Source organism: Hymenobacter daeguensis (assembly GCF_054780555.1).
Genome location: NZ_BAAGWC010000002.1, coordinates 532234 through 555085 on the forward strand (window position 1 = coordinate 532234; position 22852 = coordinate 555085).

Here is a 22852-nt window from a genome sequence, read left to right on the forward strand (position 1 = left end):
GGGCAGCCCTTTTTACTTGCAGTCAGTCGGCAATTAAGCCGGTACCGAAACTACTTCGCGGGGGATAACCGTCACGAACGAACGGTCTTTGCGGCCCTTGCGGAACTGCACTTCGCCATCAACCAGCGCAAACAGCGTGTGGTCCTTGCCCATGCCCACGTTCGCGCCGGGGTGGTGCTTGGTACCGCGCTGACGCACGATGATGTTGCCAGCCACCAGGGGCTGACCACCGAAGATTTTTACGCCGAGGCGTTTCGAATGCGATTCGCGGCCGTTGTTGGACGAGCCGACACCTTTCTTATGAGCCATGTTGATTTAAGAGTTAAAAGTTATGAGTTAAGAGTTGGCTGTTATGATTAGAATCGGCTCATTGCCAACGCTTAACTCATAACTTTTAACTCTCAACTGACCTTAGCCGATGCTGTTAATCAGGACTTTGGTGAACGACTGACGGTGGCCGTTCATTTTCTGGTAGCCTTTGCGGCGCTTCTTTTTGAAGACCAGAACTTTGTCGCCTTTTACGTGGGCGAGGATGGTGCCGGTAACGGCCACGCTCAGCTCGGGCGCACCAACGGTGATGGTGCCGTTGTCATCGGTCAGCAGGGCGTTGCCCAGCGTTACGGTGTCGCCAACATTGCCGGCCAGTTTGTGAGCGTAAACGAATTTGTTGGCCTCAACCTTGGTCTGCTGGCCAGCTATGTTAACAATTGCGTACATCAGCTTTCGCGGGTTTTTCTGAAATGGGAAGGCAAAAGTACGACTTTGGTTTGGGAAATCCAAGCCTAAGTTGTTAATCGTCATTGGCTGGCCCGTGCGCAAAGCCCAAAAAAGGCTCCTGCGCAGATGAAGCGCAGATTAAGGCCGGATTAAAAAACGAGGCCTAACGGCCGCAAATCGACCGGTTTTGGGGACAAGTAGGTTTATCCACAGTCGGAATGTGGATAAGTGGGGCGAAAATGCTTGATTATGAGACGGATTTCTGTGGACAGCGCGCCGCGCCGGCCGCGCAAAATGGGTTGAAAATTAGCCGGTCTTAACCAAAAAGTAATGAATAAAAAAGCCCGAACCCGGGGCAATTGCCTTCCCCGACGGGGCTATATTTGGTGCTGGAAGGCCAGGCGATTTTGTGCCGCCGCCGCCAAACATCTGTTTGCGAACCGAGGTTAGCCTCCGTCTTCCCTCCTGAAAACCGCCATCAACACCCCGAGATATTATGGAACCGCTCCTCGCCGAAAATCCCAACCGCTTCGTGCTTTTCCCCATCCAGAACGATGAGGTGTGGCAGTACTACAAGAAGTCGCAGGCCTCGTTCTGGACGGCCGAGGAAATTGACCTGAGCCAGGACCAGAAAGACTGGAACGGTCTGAACGACAACGAGCGGCACTTCATCAAGCACGTGCTGGCCTTCTTCGCGGCTTCCGATGGCATCGTGAACGAAAACCTGGCCGTGAACTTCATGCAGGAAGTGCAGATGCCCGAGGCGCGCTGCTTCTACGGCTTTCAGATTATGATGGAAAACATTCACAGCGAGACGTATTCGCTGCTGATTGATACTTACATCAAAGACCCCAAGGAAAAGGATTACCTCTTCAACGCCCTCGAAACGGTGCCCGCCGTGCAGAAAAAGGGCGAGTGGGCCCTGAAATGGATTAACTCGGAAAACTTCGCCGAGCGCCTCATCGCCTTCGCGGCTGTGGAAGGCATCTTCTTCTCGGGCTCGTTCTGCTCCATCTTCTGGCTGAAGAAGCGGGGCCTGATGCCCGGCCTTACGTTTTCGAACGAGCTGATTTCGCGCGACGAAGGCCTGCACTGCGACTTCGCCTGCCTGCTCTACAGCTACCTGGTGAACAAGCTGCCCGAGGCGCGGGTGCAGAGCATCATCCGCGACGCGGTGACGATTGAGCAGGAGTTTGTGACCGATGCGCTGCCGGTGAGCCTAATCGGCATGAACGCCAAGACGATGTCGCAATATATCGAGTTTGTGGCCGACCGCCTGCTGGTGGCGCTGGGCTGCGCCAAGATTTACAACGCCACCAACCCCTTCGATTTCATGGAGATGATTTCGGTGCAGGGCAAAACCAACTTCTTCGAGAAGCGCGTGGCCGAGTACCAGAAAGCCGGCGTCATGGCCGACCGTGCCGACAATGTATTCTCGCTGGACGAGGATTTCTAAGCCAACAGGCAGGCTGCCAGTTTGATTGCAAGCCAATGGCCGCGCTGATGACGTCAGCGCGGCCATTGGCTTTTAGGCTACATCGCCTTGCGAAACAGATAGCGCGTTTGTGAAGCGGTTTCGATGGAAGTGGTGCCTTTGTAAACCGGGCGCTCGGGGTCGTTGAACTGCAAATCCCGCTCGACTTTCTGCGTGGCCAATACCGGCTGTGTGGCCGTGCGGATTTCCAGCAGCTCCCAGCCAGCGGCCGACAGCTCGTTCAGCGTGTTCAGCAGCAGGCCGTCCAGCTCGCCTGTCAGGTTGAGGTTTAGAAATTTGTGCGAAGGTTCCAGCTTGGTTTGCCCGCGCCAAGCCGGAGCCAGCCAGATTTGGCTGCCATCCAAATGCACCAGCTGGTATTGATAGCGCACCCCCGCCGCATTATTCACCACTGTTGTGCTCAGCGTGGGCTGCAGGCTGGCCTCCGGCAGAGGCGGGAAAACGGTTTGGGCACGTTGGCCCAAGGCCAGATGGCAGGGGAGAAGGGCGGCCCAAAGTAACCAATGCTGCATAAGACAAAACGAAAAAAGGGAAGCAGCAGCCGTTTAGGCTGCTGCTTCCCCCGTCCGAATATGATGCCAGAAATTAGTCGCGCTTGTTTTTCAGCATTCCTCTGAGCGCGGCCAGCTCGTCGCGCAGCTTGGCAGCCGTTAGGAAGTCGAGGTCTTTGGCGGCGGCTTCCATCTGTTTCTCAGTGGTTTTGATGAGCTTTTCGAGCTCGGGCCGGGTCATCATGGCCACCACGGGCTCGGCGGCCAGGGCGAGGGCCGCACCATCGGCTTCGGGATTGGCATAGCCCTGGGTATCGAGCACGCGGTAGTCGGCCAGGTCGGTCTGGCCCATGATTTCGGCGTGGCTCTTGCGCACGGTGCGCGGCGTGATGCCGTGCTCGGCGTTGTAGGCGGCCTGGGTGGCGCGGCGGCGGTTGGTTTCGTCGATGGCCCGCTGCATGGAGCCCGTTATGCGGTCGGCGTACATGATGACCTTGCCCCGGTCGTTCCGCGCCGCCCGGCCCATGGTCTGAATCAGGCTGCGCTGGTCGCGCAGAAAGCCTTCCTTATCGGCATCGAGAATGGCCACGAGGCTAACCTCTGGCAAGTCAAGGCCTTCGCGCAGCAGGTTCACGCCAATCAGCACGTCGATTTCGCCCAGGCGCAGCTTGCGCAGAATCTCCACCCGGTCCAGCGTTTTCACGTCGGAGTGCACGTATTCGACCTTGATGCCGAGGCGGTCCATGTATTTGCTCAGCTCTTCGGCCATGCGCTTGGTGAGGGTGGTCACGAGCACGCGGTCGCCCTGCTTCACGCGGTTGTCCACTTCGTCCAGCAGGTCGTCAATCTGGTTCACGCTGGGGCGCAGGTCAATTTCGGGGTCGAGCAGGCCGGTGGGGCGGATAATCTGCTCCACCACCACGCCACCGCTCTGGGCCAGCTCATAGTCGGCCGGCGTGGCCGAAACGTACACGGCCTGCCGGTACATGCTCTCGAACTCGTTGAAAGTCAGCGGCCGGTTATCCAGCGCCGAAGGCAGGCGGAAGCCATACTCTATGAGTGCCGTCTTGCGGCTGCGGTCGCCGCCCCACATGGCCCGGATTTGGGGCATGGTGGCATGGCTCTCGTCCACCACCAGCAAGTAGTCGTCGGGGAAATAGTCGAGCAGGCAGAACGGGCGCGAGCCCGGGCTCCGGCCATCAAAATAGCGCGAGTAGTTCTCGATGCCCGAGCAGTAGCCCAGCTCCCGAATCATCTCCAGGTCGAACTCGGTACGCTCCATAATGCGCTTGGCTTCCGCGTCGCGCCCTTCTTTCTCGAAGTAGGCGTGCTGGTGCACCATGTCGTCCTGAATCTGCTTGATGGCCGAGTTCAGCGTCTCCTTGCCGGTCACGAACAGGTTGGCCGGGTACAGCGCAATGCCGTGGGCCTCGTCGCTCAGCTTCTTGCCGCTGATGGGGTCAATCTTGTGCACCGACTCGATTTCATCACCGAAGAAGTAGATGCGGATGGCGTAATCGGCGTAGGCCGGAAACACATCCACCGTGTCGCCCTTCACCCGAAACGAGCCCCGCGTGAACTCCACCTCGGTGCGCGAATACAGAATCTGCACGAACTGGTAGAGCAGGTTATTGCGCGTGTAGCGCATGCCCGGCTTCAGGAAAATGACGTTTTTGGCGAATTCCTCGGGGTTGCCGATGCCGTAGATGCACGACACCGAGGCAATGACAATGACATCGCGCCGCCCGCTGAGCAGGGTGGAGGTAGTGTGCAGCCGCAGCTTCTCAATTTCCTGGTTGATGGCCAGGTCTTTCTCGATGAAGACGTCGGTGCTGGCAATGTAGGCTTCCGGCTGGTAATAGTCGTAGTAGCTGATGTAGTACTCGACGGCATTGTTCGGGAAAAACGCCTTGAACTCGCCGTAGAGCTGGGCGGCCAGCGTTTTGTTGTGGCAGAGCACCAGGGCCGGCTTGCCGGTTTCGGCAATGACGTTGGCCATGGTGAAGGTTTTGCCGGTGCCCGTGGCGCCGAGCAGCACCTGAGCCGGCTCGCCGTTGTTCACGCCCTCCACCAGCTTGGCAATGGCGGTGGGCTGGTCGCCGGTGGGTTTAAATTCAGAGGTCAGTTGGTACTCCATGCAACGCGAAAGGTAGGCCGAAATGGTCAGCCTACCTTAACCCGCGACGGGGATTTTGGGTTTCGTCGGAACCAGAAAAGCGTATGGGCAGGCGCTTTACTGCTAATTCAAACCCTACCGACCGAACTCTACGGCTGCTTCCAGGCCGAGGCTGTAGGGGTGGCTCTGGGCGAAGTAGCTCTGCACCGGGTGGGCATTGAGGGCCACCAGGCCGAGGTCGGCGGTAGGACCCATGGAGAAGGCCCATTTGCTGGTGCTGGGGCGAAACTGAGCACCCGCGCCGCCGCGCACGCTGCCCATCAGGCGGCGGTAGGGGCCGCCGGTGTAGGCAATGGAGTAGGTGCGGGTGGCTTCGGGGTCGCCCTGCACGTCGCTGCGCACGCCCAGCAGGGCCGTCACCACGCCGCCCAGGCGGCCGTAGAGGCTCCAGCCGCGCTTTGCGGGGTTGGAGTAGCGCACTTCCAGCGGAATGCTGGCCATCTGGTAGCTGAAATTGGTGGTGTGCAGGGGCTGCGCGGTGCTGCCCTGGCTCAGGTCGAACAGCTGCTCGCCCACGAAAGCGGTGGAAGAAGCCGACTGGGCCGTGGCGCGGGTAAACTCAGCGCCGGTGCTCAGCGACCAATGGCCGCGTAGGTGGCGCGTGGCCAGCAGCGCGATGCGCTGGCTCAGCCCGGGGCGCAGGTTGTTGCGGTATTCGGTGGCAGCAGCTTCGGTGATGGCCGGCGAGTTGGCCCCGAAAGCCGGGCCCCGGTTGTAGTCAAACTCGGGCTCGATGCCGGCGCGGGAGAAGTTGATGTTGGGGTTGAATACACCGGCGGCATAGCTGGCGCTGTAGCGCCAGCGGTGCGCGTCGATGGCAGGCAGCGGCTCAACCGGCACCGTGGCCAAGCCATTGGGCAGGGCAGTAGCGGCGTTGGCCAGTGCCAGCGATGCCTGCCGGGCGGCCAGCAGGCCCATTTCTTCGGTGGTGGTGGCGGCCACTGTTGGAGCCAGGGCTACAGCCGTGGCGCTGCCGCCCGTAGCGGCGGCGCTGCCCATAGCGGCCGCGGCCCCAGCTGCGCCGGCGCCGGCTGCATCGGCGGCGGCCAGCGTGCGGCCGGCCTCCGCTGCTGAAGCAGGAGTCGCTGCTGCCATCGCATCGGCAGCAGGGGTTGCGGTGGCCGGAAGCGCCTGCACCGCCGCTGTAGCAGCGGCGGGCGTAGCGGCATAGCTGCTCGCAGCAGTGCCGTTTTGCGCGGCGGGGCTGGTTTTCATCGCCGGGCCATTGGCCACGTAGCGGCCGGAGGCAGCCGGGCCAAAACCGGCATAGCGGCCCCGGGTAGCGGCAGCGGCCGTTGCGCGGCTTGCCGAAGCATAGCCGTTGGTGGTTGCAGCGTTGCCCACGCCGTTGTTAGCGCCAAGTCCGAGGGCCCCGTGCCGCGTCGAGGCAGCGCCCGTGGTACCGGCGGCAGGGGTGTTGGCTGCCAATGCCGCACCAGCTTGGCCAGCAGCTTCCGGCAACGCTGCGCTTGTACGGGGGCGGCCGGCAGCATCCGTAGCGCGGACGCTGCCCGAAGCGGCGGACTGGCTGGTGGTGGCCATTTGGGCCCCGCCCAGCAGCTCGTGGCGGCCGGCCCACCAGCCGGTGCCGGCCAGCGTGGCCAGCAGCAGGCTGGCGGCCGCCACCCAGCGCGTAGCCACGAGGCGACGGCGGTAGGTTTCGTTCTGCCGAATCAGCAGGGAATTATCAATCTGGTCCCACAGCATGGGGCGCGGGGGCACAGCGGCGGCCTCGCCCAGGTGGTGGCGGAATAAGTCCTCCAGGCTGCCGGTGGTTTTGGGCGTAGAATTATCGTCGATAGGATTAGCTGACATGGCGGGTTGGCGCGCCGAGGCGTTCCAGTTTAGTTTGTAGGATGACGCGGGCCCGGGAATATTGGGATTTGCTGGTGCCCTCGGTGATATTCAATAGCTCGCCGATTTCTTTGTGGGTGTAGCCCTCAATGGCGTATAGGTTGAAAACCATGCGGTAGCGCGGAGCCAGCTCCTGCACCATGCTGAGCAGCTCCTGAAAGTTATAGTTGCTGAGCGTAAATTCCTCACTGGCCAGGGTTTCGGGGTAGTCGCCGTCGCTCACGGCCACCAGCGAAGCGTTGCGGCGGTGCTGGCGCAGGGCGGCATTAATCATGATGCGGCGAATCCAGAATTCCAGCGGGCACTCGCGCCGGAAGCTGCCCAGCGTGCGAAACACGGTGAGGAAGCCTTCCTGCAGCACGTCTTCGGCCTCGAAGGTGGTTTGGGCGTAGCGCAGGCACACGGCCATCATTTTGCCGGCATACTTGTCGTAGAGCAGCTTCTGGGCCAGCTGGCGGCCGCGCAGGCAGCCGTCAATCAGCTCGGCCTCGGTGGGTGGGCTGGTCACGGCCGAGCTACGGCTGGCCGTGAGGCGCGGGGCGGCCGTAGGCTGGTCGGGCAGCACGTCGTCGCTCCCAAACGCGAACCATGTGAGGGCGCTCATGCCCGTGCCCGGTAACCCGTGCCGGCTGGGAAAAGAAGGGAGGCGTAAGTCATTGTCTGCATCATAGAAAGCAACTCTACCGGGGAAAGGCCGGCGCGTAGCGGGCTGGCAAATAGGAGAGGCCAGCCACTGCCGAAAGGTTGCAAGCACGGGCCCAAACAATCTGAAAAGGACCTACCGGCCCGAGGCATTCCAGATGTCCCAGGCGGCCTCGGCTTGCAGGCAGAGCATTTCGAAGCCGTTTTTTACGTGCGCGCCGGCATCTTTGCCTTTGGCCATAAACAGCGTTTCGGTGGGGTTATATACCAGGTCGTACAGGTAATGCTGCTCATTAAGAGCCGAATAGGGCAGCGTCGGGCACTCCTCTACGTGCGGAAACGTGCCCAGCGGCGTGGCATTGACGATGAGGTGGTGCGCGGCCAGCAGCTGCGGCGTAAGCTCGTCGTAGGTGAGGCCCGGCCCCAGCGGATTGCGCGTGACGGACCAGTGCGCAATGCCCAGGTCGTTGAGCGCCACCACCACCGCCTTGGCCGCGCCGCCGGCCCCGAGCACCAGGGCGCGGGCATTGGTGGTGATGGGAAAGAACCGGCGCAGCGACTCCCGGAAGCCCACCACGTCGGTGTTGTGGCCGCGCAGGCGGCCGTCGGGCAGGCGCTCAACTACGTTCACGGCGCCTACGCGGCTGGCCGAAGGAGCCAGCTCGTCGAGGTAGGTCACCACGGTTTCCTTGTAGGGAATGGTCACGTTGAGGCCCACCAGGTCGGGGTGCGTGGCCAGCAGGGCAGGCAGCTCGCGCAGGCTTTCCAGCTCAAACAGGTCGTAGCGATGCTCGGCCAGGTTCTGCGAGTAGAACTTCTGCGTGAAGTAAGTCTGTGAAAAAGAATGCCGAAGGGTACGGCCGATAAGCCCGAACTGACGCATGATGCCGATAGCAGGAAGGTAGAAACCACCGAAAATAACATAAAAAAAGCCGCCCCAAATCAGCTGATTCGGGGCGGCCCGGGTACCGATGCCACAACCGCGCGAGTATCAGCGGCTGGTGTCGGGTCGGCTGGCCAGCTTGCTTTTCACAAACGACCACAGCGGCGGCAGCAGCGACAGGGCGATAATGCCCAGCACCACCAGCTCGAAGTTCTTCTTCACCACCTCGATGCCCCCGAACAAATAGCCGGCAAAGGTGAGCAGCACCACCCACAGCACCGCGCCCACAATGCTGTAGGACGCAAAGTACCGGTAGGTCATGGTGCCCACGCCGGCCACAAACGGCGCGAACGTGCGCACGATGGGCACGAAGCGCGCCATAATAATCGTCTTGCCGCCGTGCTTGGCATAGAAAGCCTGGGTCTGGTCGAGGTACTTGCGCTTCAGAAACTTGAAGTCTTCGCGAAACACGCGCGGGCCCAGGTAGTCGCCCACGGCGTAGTTCACGTTGTCGCCGATGAAGGCGGCCGCAATCAGCAGCGGAATCAGCAGCCACACGTTCAGGCCGGTTTCGGGGCGGGCGGCCAGGGCCCCGGCCGCAAACAGCAGCGAATCGCCGGGCAGAAATGGGAAAATGATGATGCCCGTCTCGGTGAAAACAATGAGAAAAAGCACCAGGTAGGTCCAGGTGCCGTAGTTGTGCACCACGTCAACCAGGGTTTTATCGAGGTGCAGTAAAAGGTCGAGAAAGTGCTTTATAATTTCCATCCGAGGCGTGAAGTGAGCCACAAAGAAAACCGACAGGGGCCGAACCGGCACCGGCACACCCGAGGCAAGTGCCTGAATATTGGCAGCCAAGTTGTTGCCCCGGTCAATTTTCCGTACCTTTGCGGCCCTCAATCCTGCCCACGAAACAAACTTTTTCTGATTTAACTCTACATTCTCTGGCTGCGCGGCCAGCCTAAAAAGCCGCCTGCAAACGATTCGAGGCACTTTTGCCGCGCTGCGCAATGAGTGTGCTGCGGTCTGCTCACTACGAATAAGGGTAAAACTGGCACGACCTGTGATAGGCCACGCCCCTGGCCCGTTCCGGCTTCGGCGGCGACTGGCGTTTTCGCTGGCTACCGTCGGGGTTACCGGCCCCAACCCCGAACGCGGCTTCGCCGTTGCAGGCTCTGGAAGCATAATTACAAGACCCCATGATAGTTTATCAGGGCGGAGATTGGTGGCGTGCCCTGGGGCACTTTCACTCTTCAGCCGTTATCCGTCTGCTGCTCAAGCGTGTGGCCCTGGTGGGGCTCTATGGCTCGGCGCTGGCCATCGTCAGCATCGATTTTCATAGCCTCAACGTTCGCATCGGGCGCGAGTACCTGTCCATTCTGGGCATCTTGCTGAGCCTGCTGCTCGTGTTCCGGACCAATACGGCGTACGACCGGTACTACGAAGGCCGCAAGGTGTGGGGCATTCTGGTGTCGCAGTGCCGCGGGCTGGCCATGGAGATGAACGCCCTGCTGCCCCGCGAGGCCAAATCGAGCCGCCGGTACTTTGCGGCGCTTATTTCCAACTTTCCCATTGCGCTGGAAGGCAGCCTGCGCAACAAAGTGCGCTTCGACAAGATGGAAGCCACGCCCGATATCATCGAGCGCCTGCAAAGGGCTGAAAACGTGGCCTCTACCATTATTGCGGTGCTTATGGAAAGCGTGGAGCAACTGCGCCAGGTTCAGATTTTCGACCCCATTCACCTCATCAACATCAAGCAGCACTACCTGGGCATGATGTCGGTGAATGGGACTTGCGAGCGAATCAAGGCCACGCCCATCCCGTATTCCTACAGCTTTTTCATCAAATGCTACATCACCATCTTCATCATGATAATGCCCCTGGTGCTGGTGGACTCCTGCGGCTGGTGGATGGTGCCCATCACCATGATTGGGGCCTATGCTATGTTGGGCCTGGAAATGATTGGTAATGAGATTGAAAACCCCTTTGGCTACGACAGCAACGACCTGCCCATCACGCAGCTTTCCAACAAAATCCGGGTGAGTGTGCACGACCTGCTTGGGGTGGAGCTGCCGGCCGAGAAAAAAGCCCTCGCTTCCATCCCCTACAGCGTGGTGCACTAATAGCAAAATAACTGCCCGGCGCTTGGTCCCGTAAGAGGCCCCAAGTGCTGTCAATAGGCTAATAACAAGCCATTTTTGATACTAAAACAGCATCTTTTCAAAAAAATCTTCTTCAATCAGACCTTTTTCCCACCCCTGCGTATATGCGCCTCGATTACGAATTGCGCACTACGCTTTTCCTCCATTTTTAACATCAATTCCCTAACTCCATGCAAACGTTAAATTTTACTCAGCAGCTGTCGCGACAGCGGAGCTTCCTAAGCTCACTGCTTCCTCTCTTTGCCTTGTTTGTGGGCTTGCTTGGCTTCACTGCGGCCAGTGCACAAACTACCATTAACTTCCGTAATGTTATCGTGACTTCGGGCACTAGCACTGCTAGTGCGTCGACCGTGACATACGACGCAGTTTCGCAAACACCAGGTGCTAACGTTTTTCAGGGCACAAATTTTGGCACGCTAGACCTCAGCACAGGCGTTTTATTGTTGCAAGGTGGTTCAATTGAGATTGTAGAAGCTCCGAATGAAAACTACCCGACGGCATTTGTCAACTACGGTATAAAGCAGGGCGCTACTTTGGCTAGTACTGGAGCTACTAACATTCCGGCATTGACTAACCAAGTACAACTGACCCAAACTAACTACAACGCTGCCACCCGCACTCGGACATTCTCACTGAGCAATGCCGCCATCAACATATTATCGCTTGCTACAACTGGTGGTGCAGGTACCAGTTACCGCTTTGATATTTCTGTTAGCACTGGGGCTGGCCAAGATGACAACGGTGACCCTATTAATCCTATTCTTGGTCAACGTCGTGCTTCAGTATTCACCGCTACCGGTACTCCTGTAACTCCCCCGACGCTGGTTGGTAGCGCAATCTACGTGGCCCCCAACGCCGGTTCCAACGTTACCTACAACGTTAATCCTGCCACGCCTCGTCCTTTCCAGAATGCTGACCTGAGCTCGTCGAACAACGGCGGCAATGCTTACGATGTGAACAACGGCCAGCTGCTGCTCAACGGTGGCACGGCCACGACTACTGAGAGCGGCCCGAACGTTATCAACGGGGTGGTGCTTTATTACCGTGTGCGCGCCCTGACCGGCACGCCGCCCGCCATCACGCCCTACCAGGCCATTCAGCTGACGCAGATTTCGAACGTAAACGGTACCCGTACTTTCCAGCTCACTACTGCCCAGCTCAACCTGATTGCTACTTCGCCGGTGCTCACGGGTACCGTCAACGGTCAGAACTCGGTGTATAACCTCGATGCCTACTTTCAGGCCAGCGGCACCAACACCTCGACTGGTGCCATCTTCAGCATCACCGACCCGGTGAACCCCAATTCGCCCTACACGGCAGCTTTTAGCGTAACGGGCGTACCGGTAGCCCAGACCATCTGGGTAGGCGGTACCAACGACAACTGGTTTGATGCCAGCAACTGGAGCAACGGTGTGCCGAATGCCTCGACCAACGCACTGGTGCGTGACCTGGGTGCCGGCAACATGGTGCCGTATCCGAACATCTACTCCAACACCGTAAACGCCACGGCTGCGGGTGTTGTGCTGTACGACAATACCAACTCCGGCCCGGCTGAGTGCTTCAACCTGACTATGGGCGGCACCTCACAGGCCTCGCGCTCTATCACGCGTCTGATTGTGGGCCGCCTGAAAGTGTATGGCGACTTCAATAACAACTACGACAGCTTCATTCAGCGCGAAAACACGGTAATTGAGTTTGCTGGCGGCAACCAGAACATCACCGGTGGCTCGTTTGTAGCGGTTGAGATTTCGGGTGGCGGCACCAAATATGATATGGGGGTGATGAACGTTTCGGAGCGTATCACCTTCATCAACGGGCTGCTCACTACTAATATCACCCAGCCGCTGCTGTCGGTGGTAGTGCTGGCCGACCGGGCCCCTACCAACAATAACAACGGCGCGCAGCTGGAGAACGAAACCGACCACAACTACCTGCGTGGTTTTGTCCGCACCACGCGTCAGTCGGTGCTCGCCGGCGAAACCCGTACCTATGGCAACATGGGCATGACCCTGACCTTCAACAACGGCAACAACCCCGGCAACGTGGAAGTAACCCGCAACACGGCCGAGAGCTACACGCCGCTGGGCACCAAGTACAGCACCCGCCGCATTTTCGGTGTGCGTCCTTCTGACCAGCAGACCAATGCCGGTGGCCTGAACGCTACCATGATTTTCCGCTACCAGAACATCGATACCCGTGGCCTGGGCGCTGGCAATGCCAATAGCATTCAGGAGCAAAACCTGGCCCTGTTCCTCTCCACCAACAGCGGCAACACCTTCCAGCAGCTGGGCCGCGACATACTTGACACCCTCACCAACGAGTTGACCAAATACAACGTGCGCTCGTTTGCTACCTTCACCCTCGGCGACATCACCAACCCGCTGCCCGTGCGCCTCACCGCCTTCGACGCTAAGCGTGTGGGCTCCGATGCCCTCATCACCTGGCAGACGGCCAGCGAAGTGAACAGCAAAGGCTACGATGTGCAGGTTTCGACCAACGGCACCGAGTACCGCACCCTTGCTTCGGTAAACAGCGTGTCGGCCAACACCACCAGCCTCAGCGACTACCGCTACGTGGACACCGAAGCCAACAAGGCCGGGATGCGCTACTACCGCCTGCGTCAGGTTGACCTCGACGGCAAGGAAACCTACTTCAAGCCCGTGGGCGTAAGCTTCGACGGCAAAGCCACTTCTGCGGAGCTGGTAGCTTATCCGAACCCGATGAAGAGCGGCGACGACCTGCGCCTGGCCATGCAGACCAGCGTAGCCGGCAAAGGCCAGCTCATCATCACGGACATGACCGGCCGTACGCTCAGCAAAGAAACCATCGACCTGAGCTCGGGCGTGAATGACATGGCCGTTAACAACTTCGGCAGCCTGAAAGCCGGCATCTACATGGTGCGCGTATCGTTGCCCTCGGGCGACACCAAAAACCTGAAAGTGGTGAAGCAGTAAGCTTCGCCGCCTTCCGGCAACGAAAAACGCCGGCTTCCGCAAGGAGGCCGGCGTTTTTCGTATTGGCTGCTTTGGGTGCTAGCCGCGGGGCATGGAAGTACCGGGCTTGCCGGTTTTAGCCGCCGGGTGGAACATGGGGTCCACGGCATCCATGTCCAGGAAGTGCGAGAACGTGTCGCCGCGCAGGCCCAGCCGGATGGTTTCGAGGCTCACCACTTCGTTGGGCGCAATGTTGCCCAGGTTCACGTTGGCCCCCAGCAGCTTGATGAACCACACCTGCTGGGCTTTCTGCGGGGCTTCCCACAGAATTTTATCCGACGGAATCTTGGTCAGGATTTCCTCTACCAAGCCCGAGCGCACCTCGCCGGTGCTGCGGAACAGGCCCACGTTGCCGCCCTCGCGGGCTTCGCCAATTACCTTGATGGCACCGGCGGCCAGCTCGGTTTCCATCTGCGAAATCCACTTGTAGGGCGGAATAATTTTCTCGGCATCCTTCGAGCCGACCTCGCTCAGCACGCGCACGGTCTTGCTCAGCTCCCGAATGTACTCGCACTTGCGGTCGTGGTCGAGGTCGATGCTGCCGTCCGATACTTCGGCGTATTCCATGCCGAAATTGTCCAGCAGGCGGCGGTAGTCGTCGAACTGATTACGGATAATGAACGCCTCGAACAGGGTGCCCCCGAAATACACCGGAATATTGGCCTCGCGGTAAATCTCCAGCTTGCGCTTGAGGTTGGGCACCACGTAGGACGTGGCCCAGCCCAGCTTCACCACGTCGGTGTAGGCCCCGCCCACTTCCAGAAAGTCTTCTACTTCGCGCAGGCTCATGCCCTTGTCCATCACCATGGTGTAGCCCTGCTCGCGGGGCTTGGTGGTGCGCTCGGGTAGTTGAGAAAGGTCGTAATTCATTAAGGTTCAGTGAAAAGATAGGGATGATAAAAACGGCTTGCCTACCGCCGGAGGGGGTGGAGCGGCAAAGAAAAACCGCCCGTCGGCTGACGGGCGGTTACAAAAGTAACTTCAAGCGGAAATGTTATTTCCGAAACTGCTCGATGAGGCGTTTCAGGCCGGGCTGCTCGCGCAGCTGCGGGAAGTAGTCGAACAGCAGCACGTGCTGCTCGTAGTTGAGCGTGAGGGCCGTTTCGAGCACACCGTAGGCTTCTTTCATGCGGCCATCGGCCAGCAGGTAGGCGCACAGCATGTAATGAAAATGGGCTTCGTGCGGATGCAATTCCACGGCGTGGCGCACCAGGTCCACGGCTTCGGCAAAGTGGCCCTGCTCGTAAAGAATGGCGCTCCAGCTCACCCAGCCCTGTACGTCATCAGGCGCGACTTCGGTGGCTTTCTCATACGACTCCAGCGCACTCACCACGTTGCCAACCTGGTTTTCGGCCGCGCCCAGCGCCGACCAATACTCGCCGCTGTCGGCATACAGCTCCGTGGCCTTGCGGAAATAGTGAATGGCCTCGAACCAGCGCCCCTGCTCCTGCAGCAGCACGCCCTGGCCAAACCAGGCCTCGTCCATCTCGGGGTTGAGCTCCAGGGCCATGCGGTAGTATTTGCGGGCGGGCTCCCACTCGCGCAGCTTCTCGTAGCACTCGCCAATGTTGCACAGCGCCTCGTCGGTGGGCTGGCCGGCGGGGTAAGCCTGCTCGAACTCCGCGATGGCCTTGCGGTATTCCTGCTGGCACACAAACGTATCGGCCAGCCAATGGTGCGCATCGTGAAAATCAGTGCTGATGGTCACGGCGAAATCGAAGGCTTCGGCGGCTTTGGTAAAGTCCTCGCGGCGGTACCAGTACTGGCCCAGATTGTACCAGGCGGTAGCCGAATACGGGTCGTCGTCGGTGAAGCGCTTGAAGAATTCCTCGTGCTCCTCGAGCCGGCCCGTGATGTCGAGGCAGTGCAGCAGCTCCTGCACCCCGGTTTCGTTGTCGGGGTTCAGGCGCAGGCTCTGCTTGTAGTGCTTGGCCGCGCTCTTGAACTTCTGCCAGCTCTGGAAAGCCAGGCCGAGGTTGAAGTGAATGTCCTCCCGCTCGGGCTCCTGCTCCAGGCCGGCCCGGAAAAACTCCACGGCCAGGGCAAATTCTCCCCGCTGGGTGCTGATGATGCCACGCGTCACGGCCACGTCGGCATTGGTGGGGTCGAGGGCGGCTACGGCGTCAATCTGGCGCTCGGCTTCGGTGTAGTCGCCGCGCATGGCCATCACCTGGGCGCGGTCAATCAGCAGCTCGGTAGAAAAGGGGTACTGGCCCAGCGCGGCCTCGCAGGCCTGCAGGGCCTTGTCGAATTCCACGTTGGTAACGTAGTGGTCGATGATATTCTCGAAGTCTTCCAGGTCGAAGAAAACGGGCTCCTGCTGGGCGACCATGCGCTCGAAGCGACGCACAGTGTCCAGCACGGCCCGGGGATTTTCAAAATTTTCGCTCATTCGCATAATGTCGCAATTAAGTGGATTAATCGGGTTTCGTAATTGGCTCACGCCCGCCGCAGATGCATCACACCGGGCCGCTGGCAGCCACCGCCTACTCCACTTTTTAGTTCGATATCAATAGTAACAAATATTGGGCAAAACCGTGCAATCGGCTTCTAGCTAAGATACGAAGGCCACTGCGGAATCAGACTTTTTTGTGGCCAATTCGCTTGCGCACCACGCCAGGGTTTCGGCTAACGGCCGGAATGCTAGGCCCGTAGCCCTTTGCACTTTGTCGTGGCGATAGACTACCGGCTGCCGTCCGGCCCGGGCCGTATCCTTGGTGATGAGCGGCCGGGCTCCTGTGAGCACCGCCCGGGCGTGCTCCAGCCGCCAGATTACCTCGGCCGCCCAGTCGGGCACGGCCAGGGTGGGCGGGCGGCGCTGCAAAGCCGTGGCGGCCTGCCGAAAAAAATCGGCCAGCGGCAGTGCTTCAGCGCTCAGAATGTACCGCTCGCCGCTTAGCTGGGGGTGGTCGAGGGCCAGTGCTGCCAGCTGTGCCACCACGTCGCGCACGTCCACGAAATTGAGCAGCCCCCGCGTGTAGAAGCGGTGCTGCTGATGGGCGTAGCGCAGCAGGCGGGTGCTGCTGCGGTTCCAGTCGCCGGGGCCCAGCACCACCGACGGATTCACCACCACCGCCGATAGCCCTTCGGCCACGCCGCGCCATACTTCCAGCTCGCCCAGGTATTTCGAGGTCGCGTAAGCCGGGTGGGCCGCGCCTAGGTCCCAGGTAGCTTTCTCGGTCACGGGCAGCCGCCCGTCGGGGGCCGGCATGCTCCCTGCGGCCGGCCCGCCCAGCGCCGCCACCGACGACACATGAGCCAGCCGGATGCCCGGCCGTTCCAGACAGGCATCGACAATGGCAGCCGTGCCCTGCACGTTCACCGAGAGCAGCCGGTCCTCGTCCTGCGGCGCGTACGACACCAGCCCGGCGCAGTGAAAAACGTGCGTTACGTCGGGCGTGAGCGCCACGCGCAGCTGCTCGGTGTCGAGCAGGTCGCCGGCCAGCCACTCCACACCCGGCGCGGCATCGGCCGGCACCGCGCCCCGGTGCAGCGCCCGCACGGCCAGTCCCCTTGCGCGCAAGGCCCGCAGGAGAAATGAGCCAATGAGGCCGGTGCCGCCGGTAACGAAAACCATGGGAGAAGTGGTTGGAGAGTGGTGGTTAGCAGGTAGTGGCCAGCTCACAAAGGCTAGTGGGGTGGACCGGCTACTAACCGTTATCAGCTACAGGGTGTTATTGAGCAGCGGCAGCTTCAGTGCTTTTTCCAGGTGCGGCTGGGCCAGGGTACGGTTCAGAAGCGTGTCGGTGTGGCGCAGGTGGTGAGCGTCGGTGCCCACAAAATCAACCATGCCGGCATCAACCAGCTGCTCGGCTACTTTCCGGGCGGCCGGTGAATAGTAGCCTGCCAGCGAGTTCAGGTTCACTTGCAGCAATACCCCGTAGTCGCGCCGCATTTTCTCAATGTCATCGAAGCGGCCGTAGAGGTAAGTGTAGCGCTCCGGGTGGGCCAGCACGGGCCGGTAGCCCTGCGACTTCATTTCGAAGATGATGTCGAACAGGTTAAGCGGTTCGTTCATGTACGACGTTTCGAACAGCAGGTAGCGCTTGTCGCCGCCGAAGGTGAGCATTTCGGTGCCATCGGCCAACTTGCGCCCCAGAAACTCGTCGAGGTAGTACTCGGCCGCGCAGTCCAGCGCTACATCGCTCAGGCCGGCGGCGGCGGCGGCTTCGCGCAGCAGCTGTAGCGCGGCCCGAATGCCCTCCGGGGTATTCTTGTAAAAGTCGCCCATGATGTGGGGCGTCATTATCAGCTTGCGGTAGCCCAGCGCGCGCAGGGCCCGCAGCAGGCCCAGCGAGTGCTCCACGGTTTCGGCCCCGTCGTCGAGGCCGGGCAGCAGGTGGGAGTGCATGTCGGCCCCCAGCGCGGCCAGTGCCTGGCGGGGTGCCTGCGGGGCCGGAGCCGCCGAGGCGGTGGCCCCGCCAAAAAGCCGTTGCCAAAGCGTAGCCATTGCGGTGGTTGGTTAAGAAAACAGCTTTTTCAGCTTCTCGCCGAAGGTCAGCGGCTTGGCCGTCGGCTCTTCGTAGTAGCCCTGCCCGTAGGAGCCGTAGCCGTAGCCATAGCCATAGCCATAGCCGTAGCCATAGCCGTAGCCATAGCCCCCGCCGGCCTGCGCATCGTTGAGAATGGTGCACATGCGGGTGAAATTATTGCTGCGCATGAGCCGGTTCATGTTTTTGATGAAGGCTTTGCGCGAGTAGCCGGCCCGCACGATGTAAAGCGGAATGTCGGCCTTGCGCATAATCAGAATGCCATCCGTGACCAGCCCTACCGGCGGCGTATCAATCAGAATCACGTCGTAGGTTTTGAACAGCTCCTGAATCATCACATCGAACCGGTCGCTCAGAATGAGCTCCGACGGGTTGGGCGGCGTGGGGCCGGCCGAGATGAATTGGAGCGTGTCGATGGTGGTGGACTGGATGCACTCCTGCACCGTGTGGCGCTCGATGAGGATGGTGCTCACCCCGCGCGTATTCTCCGCCCCGAAGGCCAGGTTCACCTTGGGCTTGCGCATGTCGAGGTCCAGAATGATAACCTTCTGGCCAGAGAGGGCAATGATGCCGCCCATGTTCACCGTGACGAAGGTCTTGCCTTCGCCCGAAATCGTGGACGTCACCGAAATCAGCCGCTTCTTTTTGGAGGAGCTGATAAAATCCAGGTTGGTTCGGATAGAGCGAATGGACTCGGAAATGGCCGACTTGGGATTTTTGTCCACCACCAGGCGCGACACCTCCATCTTGTCCTTGTCGTAGGTCGGGATAATGCCCAGCACCGAGGCCTTGGTGTTGCGCTCGAGCTCCCGCACATTCGTCACGGTGTTGTGCATGAAATACCGCACCCCAATCAGGCCCAGGCCCAGGAGCAGGCCGCCGGCCAGCCCCACCGCATACACCAGCAGGCGGTTAGGAAAGAGGGGCTCCTGCGGCGTGGAAGCCGGCGACAGAATCTGGAAATCGGCCGTAATGCCAGCGTTCTGCATGTTATACTCTATCTCCTTCTGCTTCAGCTGCAGGTAAGATTCCTCCGCCAGGCTCAGCGCACGCTTCAGGCGCTCCAGCTCGGTGCCCTTGTTGGGCAGGCCCTGCAGCAGGCCCTGAATCTCATTGTACTGCTGGTCGAGCTGGTTGATGCCCGAGCGCAGCAGCTCCTGGTTCTGGCGCAGCAGGCGCTTGACGCTGTTGCGGGCGTACGCAATTTTAGCCTGCGCGGCCTGTATCACTTCGGTCTTGTCGGTGTAGGAGCGCGACAGCCGCCGCAGCTCATACTGCAGGCCGTTCAACTCCGCCAGCTGCGTGTTCAGGAGCGGGTCCTCAATGGCGGCCAGGGCCGGAATGCTCTGCTCCACCGTCTGGTTTTCGTCGCGGGTGAGGTACTCCTGGTTCGCCATCTGCGATACCTGATTCAGCAGGTTCAGCTTTTCCTCAATCAGCGTGCGGTCTTCTTTCAGCTTCACCAGCTTTTCGCTCAGCACGCCCAGCTCGGCCTTCACATCGTAGGTGCCCGAGCGCTGCACGAAATCCTGCAGGCGGCTTTCGGCGTCCTGCAGACTCGCGCTGTTATCCTTCAGAATCTGGGCCAGAAACAGCAGCGTTTTGCGCGAGCTCTCCGATTTGCGGGCCACTTTCTCGGCCAGGTACACCGAGTCGATTTTATTGACGATGACCTTCGCTTTGGCCGGGTTGTAGTCGTTGAACGAAATGCCGATGGTATTGGCATCGGGGTTCACAATCTCAACCGTAAGGTTCTTGTTGAGGTAGGCATTCACCGTGTTGTCGTCCTGCACCGTGAAGTGGTAGCTGCCATTCAGCACATCTTCCTGCAGAGCCGGCGTGCCCAGCACTTTCAGGCTGATGCCGGGCAGCTCAATGGGCTGGCCCAGCGCATACTCGCCGCCCTGGGCCTGGCCCTGGCCAATAAAGTCCAGCTTGAAGCGCTGCAGGCTCACAAACTTCAGGTTGAACTTGCGGTTGTAGAGCGAGCCATCAGTGATTTTGTAAACCACCCGAAACGGCGAAGTGCCGTACATTTCCGTTTCCAGCACCGTGCCCTGCACGTAGTAGTTCACGTCCAGCGCCAGCGAGTCCTTGAGGCGCTGGTACACAATCCCCGACTTGATGAGCTCGACTTCCCCGGCCAGCTTCGAGCCTTTGGCGCTGGTGGCCGGAACAGTCTGGCTGGTAAAGCCCAGCTCCAGGCTCTGGTTCCGCTCGTCAATCTTGAGCAGCGATGCCGATTTATAAACCGGCTTGGTGTAGCGCAGGTACAGCCAGGAAGCCGTCACGCCCAGAATGACCAGCAACACCAGCCACAGCAGGCTGCGGCGGGCCACCAGCCCCAGGGTGGCCAAATCCAGGCTCGACGACTCTTCCTCCTCCGGGTCGGCACCGTTCGCAGTTGGGCCCGCTGGTGACTCGGGACCACCGCCGGTTGCATTGCGGATGAGCTCTTCCAACTCCGAGTTTTCGTTTGCGGCCATTATAATAGTATTACGAGCAAAAAATGCTGAATATGAGAGGCTTGGGCCTTACTTGGATAGGTTGATGATAATGAGAGTGGTATTGAACAGCAGTGTTACGAAGGCAACGACGGGGGCTGCATCGGTCAGCACTTCGAGAACGGGCCGTCGTACGGGCTCTACGTAAATAATGTCGTTTGGCTCCATCTGCAGGTTGGCGCGGCGCATGCCATCCAGCGTGGTCAGGTCCACCTGCTGCACCCGCGGGTTTTTCAGGTCGCCGCGGATGATGCGGATGTTGGTGGCCTTGCCCCCGAAGCGGTAGATGCCGCCCTGAATGCTGCCGCCAGTGGTTTGCCCGTCGATGCCCCCGGCCAGGGCCAGCACTTCTATCAGGTTCATGTTGTCGTTGGCCAGCGAAATAACCTGGCCGCCCGGTGCGCCTAGCACAAAGACGCGGTTATTGGTCACCCGCGTCGTCACAAACGATTCCTTGTAGTATAAGTCGTACTTCGTTTTCAGCAGGCTGTCGGCCTGCAATAGCGACAAGCCGCTGACCTTCACGCGGTTCACCAGTGGCAAAAACACGGTGCCATCGGCCTGCACCAGAAAGGCGGTGCCGCTGGTGGCGCTGCCCGCGCCCTGGCCCACGCTGCGCTGGCTTGCTCCCGTCGAGCGGCCGCCGCCCGTGGAGGTGCTCTGGGTGGGGGCCGGGTTGGTGAGGCCGCCGCCGTTGGGCTCGCCAAACCGCAGCTCGCCGTTGGGGTCCAGAATGCGCTCGCCCTTATTGGTGTTCACCCGTACTTCGAGGAAGTCGTTGGGCTGAATGAGGTAGTTGCGCTCGGTGCGGTTTTTGGCAATGCGCAGCTTGGAGCTGTCCAGCTGCTGGCCCTGCTTGTCGGTGAGCCGGAACATCACGCGCTGATTGTAGTACTTGGTCGATGCGCAAGATGAGAAAAGCAGCAACACCGGCAGTGCAAGCAGCCCCAATCGCCCAAGGCGATGAATGAAAGATGTCGGCATGAAGGCCAATTAGAACGGAATCAAACGAATAAAACGGGAATTTTTTTTGACCCCGCAGGGCCGATACCTCCCAAAAAGCCTCAAAAGTAACGCTTTTGGAGCGCCCATTCAAAGTCAGGCACTTGGCCGGCCCATTCCCAACTGCCAGAGCCGTACTTTCGTGGAGCCAAAACCAGCCATTATCGGTTGAGGCAATCATTGACCAACCATTCTCTCCAATCCCACCCAAGTTCCCTTTTTTATGGAAGCCGTAGCCACCGAAAACCAGACCATGATAGCGCAGATGGTGCGCGATTTTGGTGCCCAGCACATCAAGCCCAGCATGATGAAATGGGATGAAAGCCAGGAGTTTCCCATCGACGTCTTCCATAAGCTCGGCGAGCTGGGCCTGATGGGCGTGCTGGTGCCGCAGGAGTATGGCGGCGCCGGCTTTGGCTACGTGGAGTACGTCACGGCCATTGCCGAGCTGTCCAAGATTGACGGCAGCATCGGCCTGAGCATGGCGGCCCACAACTCGCTCTGTACCGGCCACATCCTGCAGCACGCCTCCGAGGAGCAGAAGCGCAAGTACCTGCCCAAGCTGGCCAGCGGCGAATGGATTGGGGCCTGGGGCCTCACCGAGCCCAACACCGGCTCCGATGCCGGCAACATGCGGACTACCGCCGTGCTCGACGAGAGCGGGGATTACTATATTATTAACGGAGCCAAAAACTTCATCACCCACGGCAAATCCAGCAACGTGGCCGTGGTCATCGTGCGCACCGGCGAAGTGGGCGACTCGCACGGTATGACGGCCTTCATCATTGAGCGGGGCACGCCCGGCTTCGAGGCTGGCCGCAAGGAAGACAAGCTGGGCATGCGCGCCTCCGAAACCACCGAACTGATTTTTACCGATTGCAAAGTGCCCAAGGAAAACGTCATTGGCAACGTGGGCAACGGCTTCGTGCAGAGCCTGAAAGTGCTCGACGGCGGCCGCATCAGCATTGCGGCGCTCAGCCTGGGCATTGCCCAGGGCGCGCTGGAGGCCGCCACCAAATACAGCAAGGAGCGGCATCAGTTCAACCAGCCCATCAGCAGCTTCCAGGGCATCAGCTTCAAGCTGGCCGACATGGCCACCGAGGTTGAAGCCGCCAGCCTGCTCACCTACCGCGCCGCCGACATGAAGGACCGGGGCCTGAACGTAAACCTGGAATCGGCCATGGCCAAGCTGTATGCTTCGGAAGTGGCCGTGCGTACCGCCAACGAAGGCGTGCAGATTTTCGGCGGCTACGGCTACACCAAAGACTACCCGGCCGAGAAATACTACCGCGACGCCAAGCTCTGCACCATTGGCGAAGGCACCAGCGAGATTCAGAAGCTGGTCATCGCCCGCGCCCTGCTGAAATAGGCCGCCGAATTATGCGGACTTCGACGGATTCAGCGGGTTTTTCCGGGTTCAGGCTTGCGCGCGCGGTTGGCCAA

General features: G+C 60.1%; 18 protein-coding genes. 4 read left to right on the forward strand and 14 right to left on the reverse strand.

Translation table 11 applies throughout. The features are described 5' to 3' along the window. Positions 1 to 33 precede the first annotated feature (33 nt). Both rpmA and rplU read right to left on the reverse strand, forming a co-directional pair. The gene (rpmA, locus tag ACYVHT_RS05840; RefSeq protein WP_460548924.1) at positions 34 to 309 is read right to left on the reverse strand and encodes a bL27 family ribosomal protein; all 276 of its coding nucleotides are present in this window, start codon (positions 307 to 309) and stop codon (positions 34 to 36) included. A 102-nt stretch (positions 310 to 411) separates the two neighbouring features. Further along, positions 412 to 717 (reverse strand): large ribosomal subunit protein bL21, encoded by a 306-nt coding sequence (gene rplU, locus ACYVHT_RS05845; RefSeq protein WP_460548926.1) that lies wholly within the window; start codon positions 715 to 717, stop codon positions 412 to 414. Between the two features lie 496 nt (positions 718 to 1213). On the opposite strand from rplU, the gene ACYVHT_RS05850 reads away from it, so the two are divergent. Beyond that, the gene (locus ACYVHT_RS05850) at positions 1214 to 2173 is read left to right on the forward strand and encodes a ribonucleoside-diphosphate reductase small subunit (RefSeq protein WP_460548928.1); all 960 of its coding nucleotides are present in this window, start codon (positions 1214 to 1216) and stop codon (positions 2171 to 2173) included. Between the two features lie 77 nt (positions 2174 to 2250). Here ACYVHT_RS05850 and ACYVHT_RS05855 read toward each other — a convergent pair whose 3' ends face one another. From ACYVHT_RS05855 to ACYVHT_RS05880, 6 genes are all read right to left on the reverse strand, one after another. Continuing rightward, the gene (locus tag ACYVHT_RS05855) at positions 2251 to 2676 is read right to left on the reverse strand and encodes a hypothetical protein (protein WP_460548929.1); all 426 of its coding nucleotides are present in this window, start codon (positions 2674 to 2676) and stop codon (positions 2251 to 2253) included. Between the two features lie 121 nt (positions 2677 to 2797). Further along, on the reverse strand, positions 2798 to 4840 hold the full coding sequence (gene uvrB / locus ACYVHT_RS05860; protein ID WP_460548931.1) for an excinuclease ABC subunit UvrB: 2043 nt from the start codon (positions 4838 to 4840) through the stop codon (positions 2798 to 2800). Between the two features lie 114 nt (positions 4841 to 4954). Beyond that, positions 4955 to 6694, reverse strand: a complete 1740-nt coding sequence (locus ACYVHT_RS05865; protein WP_460548933.1) for a hypothetical protein — start codon at positions 6692 to 6694, stop codon at positions 4955 to 4957. Further along, positions 6684 to 7337 carry an RNA polymerase sigma factor gene (locus tag ACYVHT_RS05870; protein ID WP_460548935.1) on the reverse strand — a complete coding sequence of 218 codons (654 nt, stop codon included), beginning with the start codon at positions 7335 to 7337 and terminating at the stop codon, positions 6684 to 6686. The genes ACYVHT_RS05865 and ACYVHT_RS05870 overlap by 11 nt, the downstream gene beginning before the upstream one ends. A 174-nt stretch (positions 7338 to 7511) precedes the next feature. Beyond that, entirely contained in the window at positions 7512 to 8258 is a 747-nt protein-coding gene (locus ACYVHT_RS05875; protein WP_460548937.1) for a shikimate dehydrogenase family protein, read from the reverse strand. Positions 8259 to 8366: 108 nt separating this feature from the next. Further along, positions 8367 to 9026: an SNARE-associated domain-containing protein gene (locus tag ACYVHT_RS05880; protein WP_460548938.1), complete on the reverse strand. Its 660-nt coding sequence runs from the start codon at positions 9024 to 9026 to the stop codon at positions 8367 to 8369. Between the two features lie 431 nt (positions 9027 to 9457). Here ACYVHT_RS05880 and ACYVHT_RS05885 point away from each other — a divergent pair, with 431 nt between their 5' ends. Both ACYVHT_RS05885 and ACYVHT_RS05890 read left to right on the forward strand, forming a co-directional pair. Beyond that, positions 9458 to 10381, forward strand: coding sequence for a bestrophin family protein (locus ACYVHT_RS05885; RefSeq protein WP_460548940.1), 924 nt, complete (start codon positions 9458 to 9460; stop codon positions 10379 to 10381). 881 nt (positions 10382 to 11262) lie between these two features. Next, positions 11263 to 13374, forward strand: coding sequence for a T9SS type A sorting domain-containing protein (locus tag ACYVHT_RS05890; protein WP_460548943.1), 2112 nt, complete (start codon positions 11263 to 11265; stop codon positions 13372 to 13374). Between the two features lie 78 nt (positions 13375 to 13452). On the opposite strand, the gene ACYVHT_RS05895 is transcribed toward ACYVHT_RS05890, so the two are convergent. The 6 genes from ACYVHT_RS05895 to ACYVHT_RS05920 form a co-directional block, all read right to left on the reverse strand. Further along, positions 13453 to 14283, reverse strand: a complete 831-nt coding sequence (locus ACYVHT_RS05895) for a phosphosulfolactate synthase (protein ID WP_460548945.1) — start codon at positions 14281 to 14283, stop codon at positions 13453 to 13455. Between the two features lie 124 nt (positions 14284 to 14407). Then, positions 14408 to 15805, reverse strand: a complete 1398-nt coding sequence (locus ACYVHT_RS05900) for a tetratricopeptide repeat protein (protein WP_460548947.1) — start codon at positions 15803 to 15805, stop codon at positions 14408 to 14410. A 162-nt stretch (positions 15806 to 15967) separates the two neighbouring features. Then, positions 15968 to 16990, reverse strand: a complete 1023-nt coding sequence (locus tag ACYVHT_RS05905; RefSeq protein WP_460548948.1) for a Rossmann-fold NAD(P)-binding domain-containing protein — start codon at positions 16988 to 16990, stop codon at positions 15968 to 15970. 87 nt (positions 16991 to 17077) lie between these two features. Then, on the reverse strand, positions 17078 to 17863 hold the full coding sequence (locus ACYVHT_RS05910; protein WP_460548950.1) for a tyrosine-protein phosphatase: 786 nt from the start codon (positions 17861 to 17863) through the stop codon (positions 17078 to 17080). 12 nt (positions 17864 to 17875) lie between these two features. After that, on the reverse strand, positions 17876 to 20389 hold the full coding sequence (locus ACYVHT_RS05915) for a P-loop NTPase family protein (RefSeq protein WP_460548951.1): 2514 nt from the start codon (positions 20387 to 20389) through the stop codon (positions 17876 to 17878). A 48-nt stretch (positions 20390 to 20437) separates the two neighbouring features. Continuing rightward, on the reverse strand, positions 20438 to 21337 hold the full coding sequence (locus ACYVHT_RS05920) for a polysaccharide biosynthesis/export family protein (RefSeq protein WP_460548953.1): 900 nt from the start codon (positions 21335 to 21337) through the stop codon (positions 20438 to 20440). A gap of 295 nt (positions 21338 to 21632) precedes the next feature. On the opposite strand from ACYVHT_RS05920, the gene ACYVHT_RS05925 reads away from it, so the two are divergent. Then, a complete protein-coding gene (locus tag ACYVHT_RS05925; protein WP_460548955.1) occupies positions 21633 to 22778 on the forward strand; it encodes an acyl-CoA dehydrogenase family protein in 1146 nt (381 codons plus the stop codon). The last annotated feature ends 74 nt before the right edge of the window (positions 22779 to 22852 follow it).